Below are 10,893 nucleotides of genomic sequence, written 5' to 3' on the forward strand. Positions count from 1 at the left end.
CCAAGCTAGAGAAAGTTAAATTTTGGTCCTGGGCTTGCAGGCTATCAAAAGTCTGGTTCTCGCCTTTGAGTATCAAGCGGGATAATAGATCCTTGGTCTCACGCATGCTTCTCACCTCCCCCTAATTATAGCAATTGGAGCGAAAAAAACGATAGATTATCTTTTCAATCTTATTTGCGCTCGTTTTGGGGCGATTTTTTGAGCTAAAGAGATTGCAAACGCGATAGATTATTCTTTCAATCGCTTTTTCGTTCCTTTTGCGATTGAAAACATCCGCAAATTCAAAAGCAGCATCCCCTCACGCAAAAAAACGCGCAGAGATGCTACTTTTTTTCTTACAAATCCAGCTTGGCAGAATACTTGATGATCACCGATCCGTCATGGCCTAAAACGGAACTGCTGAAGTCTTCTTAATAAAAAGGCGGGACAACCTTTGCCTTGCTTCTTAAAAATTCCAGTGCCTTCGGCCCGTTGCCAGCAACATCGTCGTTTTTCATTTCTTGGTAAAAGCAGGCATACTTTCCTGCCGCTTTGACGTAATTACCCTCTTCTCCTTCCGACCGGCTTACACTTTGGGCGGGACTGGTGGCGGGATCGCCCACAATGAACATGAAATCTGCTCTAACGACCTCCGCCTCTCCCGAGTTACTGAATGTTTGATTGAACAATCAATCGCCGGATGGAAGAAAGTTGAATACGAAGTCATGCGCGATGGTGCTGGCAACTGTATCACCATCTGCAACATGGAAAACATGAACCCGGTCGGTGTCCACACCGGTGACAGTATCGTGGTTGCGCCATCTCAAACCTTGTCAGACAAGGACTGATGGACAACAACTGGTGCCCGCCTGAGCAGCTTAAACTGCAGGAAAAGATTCGCAAAGACGTGGATGATTTAGACATCAGCTATGTGAACGATGTTGAGATCGTCAAGCTGATGGTCAAGGCTGGCTTAGGAATTACCGTGATGCCGAGCTTCGTCGCAATTGAAAATTGCTGTAAGCTTAAAGCCGTTCGCTTGGTTTATTCAGCCGGGCTCAACTATGGCCTGGTCTGCCGGAAAGATGAACACGATCCGCTGGGCCTCTCCTTCTGCCACACCTTGCAAGAACAGGCGGAATCGATGTAGCATTTTTTTGCTTGGGAGCAGTGTAAGTTAGGGGATGTGGCTGATAGAGTTACCAGAAAGAATAAAAGAATGGTATCAGAACTCCCTTTAACCATTTCTGCTCAGGATGGTTTGATATCGCAAGATGAATTTTTTAATAAAAAAGTGGCCAGTAAAGATCTGAGCTCATACCTGTTACTGCATCATGGTGATTTTGCCTACAATAAAAGCTATTCGAACGGGTATCCTTTTGGAACTATTAAGCGGTTAGAAAAATATCCTCAAGGCGTTGTCTCATCACTATATATTGCCTTTAAGCCGAATTCCAGAATAAGCTCTGACTTCATGGCTCAATATTACGAGTCGAATAACTGGCACAAAGAAATTTACAAGTGTGCTGCCGAGGGTGCTAGAAACCACGGACTCTTAAATGTACCACCTTCAGACTTTTTTGCCACAGATTTAAATATTCCAATTAAAAAATCTGAGCAATTGAAGATAGGCAGATTATTAAATGTTGTTGACCATACCATCACTTTACATGAGGAAAAGAAACGCCAACTTGAGCGCCTTAAAAGCGCTTTATTGCAGAAGATGTTCGCAGATAAGAGTGGGTATCCGGCTGTTCGGTTTGTTGGTTTCGAAAATGCTTGGGAACAGTGTAAGTTGGGGAATGTGGCTACTTTTTCAAAAGGGACCGGCTATTCAAAGTCTGACTTAATAGAAACTGGATCTCCAATTATCTTATATGGCCGCCTTTATACAAAGTATGAAACCAAAATTCGAAACGTTGATACATTTGTAGTCCCTAAAGCTGGATCAGTAGTTAGCAAAGGTGGAGAAGTAATAGTGCCAGGATCTGGTGAAACCGCTGAAGATATTTCAATCGCTTCAGTAGTTGAACCTGCTGGTATTCTTCTTGGAGGGGATTTGAACATTATCTACCCCAATACTGATTTAGATCCAACATTTTTAGCAATCACTATTTCAAACGGTAGGCCACACTTTGACATGGCGAGGCGGGCACAAGGTAAATCGATAGTACATTTACACAATGCTGATTTGAAACAAATATTGCTTAAAACGCCAAATCTTAGTGAGCAGAAACAAATATGTAGGATTTTTGAATCCCTAGATCGTACCATCACTTTACATGACCAAAAATTGAGGCTACTGAAGTATGCGAAACAATCTTTACTTCAAAAAATGTTTATCTGAGTTAAATATGCTATAATAGTAAAAGAAAAGAGAGCCTTGCGCCAACAAGACTCTCTGTAGTGGCCCGCTTCAAAGGCGGTGACAGTATCAGAACAAATTAGTCGTCCCTAACTGCGCAAAGTTAAGAGGGACGACTTTTTTACTTGCCGTGCTTGTCAACATAAGTCAACAAAGCAATAACGAACATTCCAAAAGTGAGCATCAAGCTCAGCGCTTCGTATACGCTCATGACTACCTTACCTTTACAATAATTCTCCATGGAACCACCTCCAGGATTCAGATAGTCACCGCCCTTAAAACTTGCCTCTTAAATTATATCAGATTTCACTTCTACAAAGTCTAGCAAAGTTAAGCTGATTATTTAATGGGAGCAGTGTAAGCTATCCAATATTTCGGAAAAATCGTATGAAAAGAATACGGACAACAAATACTCTACGGTTTTAACTAATTCTGCTGAATATGGTATCGTTAAACAACGCGATTTTTTTGATAAAGATATTGCCAATTTAAGCAACATTTCAGGCTACTATATAGTTAGAAAGGATTATTTTGTATATAATCCGCGTATTTCTAATCAAGCAAAGTTTGGGCCTATAAATCGAAATAAATTGGATGAGACCGGCATCATGTCGCCGTTATACTTAGTTCTTTCGGTACACAATATTGATGAGTCTTTCTTAGAAACACTATTCCAATCTACAACTTGGCATAGATTTATGTATCAGAATGGTGATACTGGTGCAAGAGCAGATAGATTTGCGATCAAAGATTCTACATTCATGTCTATGCCAATTAAGGTACCAACGCTAGCGGAGCAACACAAACTCGCTTTAGCCTTTCAAAAGCTAGATCACGCCATCACTTTACATGAGGAAAAGAAACGCCAACTTGAGCGTCTTAAAAGCGCTTTACTGCAAAGGATGTTCGCTGACAAGAGCAGGAATCCGTCCGTTCGATTTAAAGGGTTTAGTGACGAATGGGAGCAGTGTAAGTTGGGGGATATATCCTCCTCCTATTCTGGTGGAACTCCAAAAGCAGGAACTCGAAAGTATTATAATGGGAAAATTCCATTTATACGGTCTGGTGAAATTTCTAAAGACTTTACTGAACTGACAATAACTGAGGACGGATTGAGTAATTCAGCTGCAAAAATGGTTGGCAAGGGGGATATATTATACGCTTTATATGGTGCAACTAGTGGAGAAGTAAGCATTGCTCGCATTAATGGGGCTATCAATCAAGCTATAATGGCGATTAAACCATTTGAAGGATATGATTCGTACCTATTGGCTTCTTTGCTTCAAAATAATAAAACGAAGATTACCGAAAAATATCTTCAAGGTGGACAAGGAAATTTATCTGCAACAATTGTTAAAAACTTAAAATTAAAGGTCCCCTCTTCGAAAGAGCAAAAATTAATTGGAATTTTACTCTTGCGCCTTGATCGCTCCATCACTTTATATAAGCACAAATTGGAATTGCTAAAAAGATTAAAATGTTCCCTTCTCCAAAATATGTTCATATAGTTTAAAAGGATAGCGATACCAAGCCGCTATCCTTTTATTTATAATGCAGCTAAGTGTTGCATAATTTTGGTGTTGTCCTTGTTCTCCAGTTCTTGAATAATGTGTAGGTATGTTTGTTGCGTTGTTGTCATATCAGCATGTCCTAAACGCTTCGCAACACTTGCAATAGAAACACCGGCAAACAAAAGTAACGAAGCATGGGTGTGACGCAGCCCGTGTACAGAAATAACAGGGATATTTAACTCCTCACAGTGCTTCTTCAGTAAATTGTTAACAGTCGAATTAAAAACACGCTTTTGGGCAAAAATAGGCTCTCCATTAGGCAGATCTTGGATGACTTGATTGAGCTGCATAGCAAGCTTCCAGTCGATGGGGACTTTTCTAACTGACGATGCATTTTTGGTTGGCTTAAAACTTCCTGTATAGCTCTTATAGTCCCAAGTTTTATCTACGTTGATCGTTTGCTGCTCTAAATCTATGTCTTCTTTAGTGAGACCTAAAGCTTCGCTAAATCTCAAGCCTGTTTTAGCAATTAAAAGTATCATCCAATCAAAATTGGGGAAAGTTGACAAATCTAAGTGACGAAGTAATAACTTCAATTCGAATTCATTCAAATACTTTGCCTTCTTTTCGGAAGGTTCCTTTCCCTTAACCACGATTTTCCTTGTTGGATCTTTCTGAATATAGCCTTCGTCATACGCATCCAATAGCATTGCCTTCAGTTGATGATGAAAGTCCATTACTGTCGCTTTTTCGTGAGTTTTAGCAAAAGTATTTAAGATCTGCTGATATTCGAGCCTCGTTGTATCGACTAATTTTAGATCAGGCGCAATTTCTTGTAAGTGCCGATGGGATAGCCAGTATTTATCTAGAGTCCTTTCTCGAACTGCTCCATCCTTATATACCTCAATCCATTGAGCAAAATAGTCATGTAGTAAAATTTGTTTCTTACGCATAAAAATCTCCTTAGCAAATATCTTGCTAGGGAGATTTTAGATTAGATGAACATCTTTTGTAATAGAGATTGCTTGATAGTGTTTAAGTCATCTAATTTTCGTTGATAAAGCGTGACAAGGTTGTCAATTACCTTATAAAGATTACCGATTAACCGCTGTTCTTTAGAATTAATTGGAATATTAACTCTAATTTGTGCTAAGTCCTGCGAATTTATTGCTGGATAACTTGTACCAGTACAAGCATTCATAACTTTTTTTACAAAAAACTTCGTTTGGACTAGGCAAAGTAAGAAATAACCATCTATCAATGGTCTTAATTGAGCATATCCGGTTGAAAAAACGTAAGTATTATCCTTATTATCAAACAAATAATTATTTTGTTGATATGGTCTTACGGTTTGATAGAAGAGATCACCTACTTGTGCTAGGCGTTGTGCCCTCGATGGAGCATCCAATTTTGAGATCTTTTTATGCGATATCATTTCAACTCCAATTACAGAACCCAAATCTACGTATTCGAACGATGCAGGCAAAGTACATTTCGGATTAAATATCGCTAAATCATTTAGCACTTGTCTTTCCCATCTCTCGTCAAAGCCTCTAAACCGAACAGCCGGATACCCCCTCTTATCAGCGAACATCTTCTGCAATAAAGCGCTTTTAAGACATTCAAGTTGGCGTTTCTTTTCCTCATGTAAAGTGATTGCAGTATCCAATTCAGAGAAGAAGTTAGCAATTCTTTCTTGTTCAGACGTAGTTGGAAACGCAACAGACTGATTTCCGACAATATCTGAGTTCAAATTAACCTGACTTCCCGGCTGACCATATTTGTTCCAATACGGTTTGAACATAAGAAGCCATTGAAACATAAATTCCTTATTAAATGTTGGGTTGAGAAATATTAAGAATCCATCGTGAACCCCTGTGTTAACGTAATTGATCACTGGACTTCCCACAGTAGCTGCAATACTTAACAATAAATGTGGTTCTGTGATAACACGCGTTTTAGATTGACCAGCTTTTGAAATGTGTTGCGATAAGTGATGAATGCGTCCTTTTTGCTCAGTAACATCGGATATTCTTAGCCATCCAACATTCGAATTATCATCGAACCATTTGGGATTAGAAATAGGTCTTGGACTCGCTCCACGTACGATTTCCGCTTTGTTTTTTAACTTACACTGCTCCCAATCGTCAGTAAAGCCTTTAAACCGCAGTTTAGGGGCCTTTTTTTCATCTTTCATTAGCGGATTTCCTCCTCAAAATCTTCGATGATGCTCTGCAATCCTGCCATGATATCATCGTCACTTGAAGTCAATTCCTTAAGTATCCCTACCAATTCCTTCTCGTTTTCATTGATCTGTTGATCAATATCCCGCAGCTCCTTAGCCACGTCCCGCAGATCAATTTCTGGTTCTGGCTCAAAAGTATCAACGTAACGAGGAATGTTCAAGTTGAAGTCATTTTCTTTGATTTCGTCAAAACTTGCCAAGTGAGCATACTTCTCGACATCTGCTGGCCGTTCTTCATAGGTCTTCAAGATCTTATCAATGTCTTCTTGCCGCAGCTTGTTCTGAGTCTTAACTTTCTCGAACTCCTTAGATGCGTCAATAAACAGCACGCTCCGATCCTGTTTATCCTTCTTAAGAACGACAATAGTGGTCGGGATGCTAGTTGAGTGGAATAAGTTTGCTGGTAGACCAATTACAGCATCGATTGCACCCTCTTCAAGCAACTTTTGCCGAATCTTTCCTTCAGCTGCACCACGGAAAAGAATCCCGTGTGGCAAAACGATAGCCATTGCCCCGCTGTGCTTTAAGTGATAGAAACCATGAAGCAAGAAAGCATAGTCCGCCTTAGACTTTGGAGGTAAAACACCATACTTTGAGAAACGAGGGTCATCTAAAAAGCCTTTGTCCGCCTTCCACTTTTGTGAGTAAGGTGGATTCATAACAACTGAATCAAAGTTAGTAATTTCTTCAGCTGGCCAGTCTTCGTCTAATGTATCACCGTTTCTCAACTTTTGGTTTGCCAGGTCCACACGGTGCAAAATCATGTTCATTCTAGCTAAATTGAAAGTTGACGTATTGATTTCCTGTCCATAGTAGGTGATTCTCGATGAGTTTGGTACGTACTTTTTAAAGTTCAGCAGCAATGAGCCTGACCCCATCGCTGGGTCGTAAACTGTCATCCCATTTGAGTAATCCTTACCAACCAAGGTTAACCGAGCCAAAAGTTCTGATACCTCTTGAGGAGTATAGAATTCACCAGCCTTCTTCCCAGATTCAGAAGCAAATTGACTGATCAAGAATTCATAAGCATCTCCCAATGAGTCACCCGGCGTATTTACTAATTCTAACTTACCAATTGCCTTGATTACTCCAACAATAGTATCAGTTTGCTTCTGTAGATTTTGGCCCAGTTGCCTTGAATAAAGATCGAAGTCTTCGAACAAACCTTCAAAGCTGCTACCTTGACTTTCTAACTGGGTAAAAGCGTCCTTCAATTGATTAAGTTGGAAGCTACCATTATTAGCGTTTGCTAAGATCTTGGCATAAGTATATTCCGGCCCGATCATATAGCCGAGCTCATTTTTAACTTCTTCTAAAAGATCTCCTTCTTCCAGGTTTTCTTCATAAGTCTTTTGAGCTACGTCTAAAGTGACATCGTCTTTACCTGCGTCTTCAGCAAGTTTGTACAGCTGCTGGTCGGAAAGATATTTGTAGAAAACAATTCCTAAAATATACTTCTTGTATTCATTAGCATCCATCTTTGAACGCAATATACCGGCTGCTGCGTATAAACCACTTTGCAAGCTAACTGTTGAATTTCCTTCTGCCATATTCTTCTTCCTTCTATGCTTCTCTGTTAATTAATGGGCCAATCTTGTCAACATAGTATTGCTTGGCCTGCTCCCGCACTTCACTCTTCCAGCGGTACGGCTTATTTAAATCTGAATCCGGATTGTCATTCAAGTAGTCGACAAAACGTTCCTTGTCCAAAAGGTCGTTCATCCCCTTTTGCTTGTTTCCCTTCAGATTAGGATCGTAGTTTGCCATCACGTAGCGGAATTGGTCGTAATCAACCTTGTACTTATCAGCAAACTCACGCATGATTGATTGTAATTCTTGGTCAATCAGGGACTCCAGCAATTCATCGACTTGCTTACCAGCGTATTCAGCTGGATTCTGCAAAATCTGTTGCCAAAGCTTACGCATGATTTCTGCCAAAAGTTCGTTTGTCTTCGCCAGTTCATCAATGTAACCATTGATTTCCTTGACAGTTTCTGGCGAGATTTCATTGCCACTAGCTTTTTCTTGATTGTCAGAACTTTCTGGCAAGAACGCCTGGATCAAATTCATGATATAGCGCTCATCGATTTCCTTCTGTCCGAAAGATTCAAGTTCGTATTCATCATCGATGTCGTCATTCTGATCGGGATCATCATCAGGCTCTTTCCGCAGATCGTCCAGAATATCCTCATAAACTCCCCGCATGGCTTCCCAATCGTCCGGTGTTATATCGCTAACACCTAATTGCATCAAACCTTCTTCAGTATCAAGCTCATCATAGGTCTTGATTGCAGCTAAAGCCTTGTCAAATTCTTGGAAAGCCTTAACAAATTTCTTCTTATCTTGCTTGGGAGCATCATAAATTGAAGGTCCGTCTGCATCGAAGCTATACATGTCAATTTTTGAACGGGCTGATACGTAATTTTCCTTTGATTCTTCCCAGCTTGGGGCGACCGCGTACTTTTCACCTCCATTAGAATACAAGACGATTGCTTCATCAATTTTTTGACTAAAGGTCTTCGGATATTGGTAGGTTACAATTTGCCCCCAAGTCTTATCCTTGTCAAAAATCCGGTTTGTTCTTGAAAAAGCCTGAATCATATCCTGCGGGCTCATTGGCGGCCGGTCAATGTACAAAGTCGACAAACTTGGTGAGTCAAAGCCAGTCAATAAACGGTTAACGACTATAACTAAGTCTAAACGTTGGCTGTCAGCCTGATATTGAGCTTTCTTGCGGGCCAGCCGGGCATTGACGTTTTGGTTGTACTGATCCAGCTCAGACATTGAGAAGTTTGTGCCATAAACAGCGTTGTAGTCAGCAAGCGATTGCTTCATCTCATTTTGCACTGATTCTGAATCGTCTTCGTTTTCACTAACTGAGTAAGTAATAGCAATCTTTGGGAAGTCTGGTGCCACTTTCTTGATTCGCTCCGGAATCTTGAATTCCTCGTCTTCCTCATCGATGATTTTTTTGAAGATATGGTAGTACTTCTGGGCTTGCTCAATTGACGAAGTCGTCAAAATAGCTGAGTATTTCTTGCCAGAAATAAGTCCCTGCTTGCGGTATGCCGCCTTAATTACTGCTGTCGCAACTGAATGCATATGGGCCTTGGACCGATAAATCTGGTCCATTTTCTTGGTGTCTTCTTCGTTACCTGTTTCATTGCTGCCACCTTGATTGTCAATTGAGAAGCCTAAGACCATCTTGTCTCTGATTGCATCCCCGATCGTATACTTGTGCAGAACCGGTCCATATAATTCTTCAGTCGTCCGCGCATCTTGCCCATTCTTAGCCCGGGCATTCTCGTTAAAAATCGGAGTGCCAGTAAAGCCATACCACAGCGGCTTGCGGTTAAAGAATTTATCAATCTCCCGCTTTTGGCTAGGCGTAATCGTTCTGTGACATTCATCGACGATGAAGGCTAGCCGCATATTCTTTAAATTCTCATACCGTTTAGGCAACTGATCCAATTCATCAATCCGCTTAAACATGTTTTGCATCTTCTGGCGGGTAGTAACTACTACAGTTCGGTCACCATCAGTCAACTGGTCAGCTAGGTCATAACTATTATTTGTTTCGTTTACGCTAATGGTGTCGTTGTTTGCGTAAATCTTAAATGCTGTCGTGGTCTGTGTGTCCAGATCTTTACGGTCAATCAAGAAGATAGACTTATCAATTGACGGAATTTGCAACAAGTTGCGGGCAACCTTATACGAAGTCAATGTCTTGCCTGATCCAGTCGTATGCCAAATATAGCCAGATCTGCTCTCTCTTGAGGCTTTAAAAATTGCTTGAATCGCATGTATCTGGTAAGGACGAAGCAAGATGACGCTCTTGTTTTCGCTGTCCAACACCACGTAGTCAGCGATCATATGGTGAGCAGCGGGAATTGACAAAACCTCTTCTGCGAAGCTCAGATAGTCATCTACCCGCTTATTGTTCTCATCAACCCAGGCAGTCAAAAACTTAGCATTCAAGTTTTGCCCAGCGGATATATATCTTGTTTGCTTACCATTAGTTACTACAAACATTTCAACGAAGCTGTAAATGTCAGTAAATTGCCCTTCATCGATATACTTTTGAATTTGATTAAAGGCCTTCTTGTAAGGCACCCCTGGTGCTTTGAGCTCAATGTGTATTACCGGCAGACCATTGATCAAGAGACTCACGTCAAATCGGCGGTCTTGATCAAGCGCGGTCTTTTTTTGAAGCTGAACCTGGTGAACAACCTCATATACAGAGTTCCCTCCAGCGATATTAGTATTGTCTAAAATCAACAAGTCAGCGTCTGGAAGCGAAGAATCTTCTCTCCTCAAGTGATAGCGAACCTGTCGGTTGGCGCCAACCATAAATTCTGTTGCCCGATAGAAAGTCGGTTTAACAATTGCCGTTCTTACAGTCATTTTTTCGTTAGGAGTCAGTGGGTGGTCGTTTAACTGATCCTTGTTGTTTGATTCCAAGATACAGAAAAAGTTGTCCCATAGCTGATCTACAGTCCGTAAATCATCACGGAACTTCCACTGATGAACACCCTGTGTCAACTGGACAATGAGGCTATCTTCCAGTTGTGATTCTAAAGTCATAACTTTCCTCTCCCCTAAACAGCAACTCACTTAATGATGATTGTGTTGCATTATAATTACTAGTTTAGCTTTTTCTCTACTGAAGTGAAAGCATTTCCTTTTGATCAACCTTTATTGTATATTTTCGAAACAAATTGGGCTGAAAAAAGGCTGAGAGACCGTATAATCTTATGTGTAAGGATGAACAGTTCCTTAAAGTAAATCAAAAT

General features: G+C 40.6%; 8 protein-coding genes and 1 pseudogene. 4 read left to right on the forward strand and 5 right to left on the reverse strand.

The features are described 5' to 3' along the window. Positions 1-557: 557 nt before the first annotated feature. From OCH80_RS09700 to OCH80_RS09710, 3 genes and pseudogenes are all read left to right on the forward strand, one after another. A pseudogene (locus tag OCH80_RS09700) lies at positions 558-824 on the forward strand (carbamoyl phosphate synthase large subunit); the annotation flags it as partial. 2 nt (positions 825-826) lie between these two features. Continuing rightward, positions 827-1,129 carry a hypothetical protein gene (locus OCH80_RS09705; RefSeq protein ID WP_404540492.1) on the forward strand — a complete coding sequence of 101 codons (303 nt, stop codon included), beginning with the start codon at positions 827-829 and terminating at the stop codon, positions 1,127-1,129. Between the two features lie 69 nt (positions 1,130-1,198). Continuing rightward, entirely contained in the window at positions 1,199-2,326 is a 1,128-nt protein-coding gene (locus OCH80_RS09710; protein WP_404540494.1) for a restriction endonuclease subunit S, read from the forward strand. A gap of 139 nt (positions 2,327-2,465) precedes the next feature. Here the strand turns inward: OCH80_RS09710 and OCH80_RS09715 are convergent, their stop codons facing one another. Beyond that, entirely contained in the window at positions 2,466-2,555 is a 90-nt protein-coding gene (locus tag OCH80_RS09715) for a putative holin-like toxin (protein ID WP_154549506.1), read from the reverse strand. A 397-nt stretch (positions 2,556-2,952) separates the two neighbouring features. On the opposite strand from OCH80_RS09715, the gene OCH80_RS09720 reads away from it, so the two are divergent. Next, positions 2,953-3,852 (forward strand): restriction endonuclease subunit S, encoded by a 900-nt coding sequence (locus OCH80_RS09720; protein ID WP_404540496.1) that lies wholly within the window; start codon positions 2,953-2,955, stop codon positions 3,850-3,852. Positions 3,853-3,890: 38 nt separating this feature from the next. Here OCH80_RS09720 and OCH80_RS09725 read toward each other — a convergent pair whose 3' ends face one another. From OCH80_RS09725 to OCH80_RS09740, 4 genes are read right to left on the reverse strand one after another with little or no spacing between them, the layout of a single operon-like run. Beyond that, positions 3,891-4,808, reverse strand: coding sequence for a tyrosine-type recombinase/integrase (locus OCH80_RS09725; RefSeq protein ID WP_404540499.1), 918 nt, complete (start codon positions 4,806-4,808; stop codon positions 3,891-3,893). Between the two features lie 41 nt (positions 4,809-4,849). Further along, positions 4,850-6,052, reverse strand: coding sequence for a restriction endonuclease subunit S (locus tag OCH80_RS09730; protein WP_404540502.1), 1,203 nt, complete (start codon positions 6,050-6,052; stop codon positions 4,850-4,852). Further along, positions 6,052-7,650: a type I restriction-modification system subunit M gene (locus OCH80_RS09735; protein ID WP_404540505.1), complete on the reverse strand. Its 1,599-nt coding sequence runs from the start codon at positions 7,648-7,650 to the stop codon at positions 6,052-6,054. Before OCH80_RS09735 ends, OCH80_RS09730 begins: the two co-directional genes overlap by 1 nt. Positions 7,651-7,663: 13 nt before the next feature. Continuing rightward, the gene (locus OCH80_RS09740; RefSeq protein ID WP_404540508.1) at positions 7,664-10,684 is read right to left on the reverse strand and encodes an HsdR family type I site-specific deoxyribonuclease; all 3,021 of its coding nucleotides are present in this window, start codon (positions 10,682-10,684) and stop codon (positions 7,664-7,666) included. Positions 10,685-10,893: the final 209 nt, after the last annotated feature.

The sequence above is a fragment of the Lactobacillus sp. 23-2 genome (genome assembly GCF_044902225.1).
Classification (GTDB): Bacteria; Bacillota; Bacilli; order Lactobacillales; family Lactobacillaceae; genus Lactobacillus; species Lactobacillus absianus.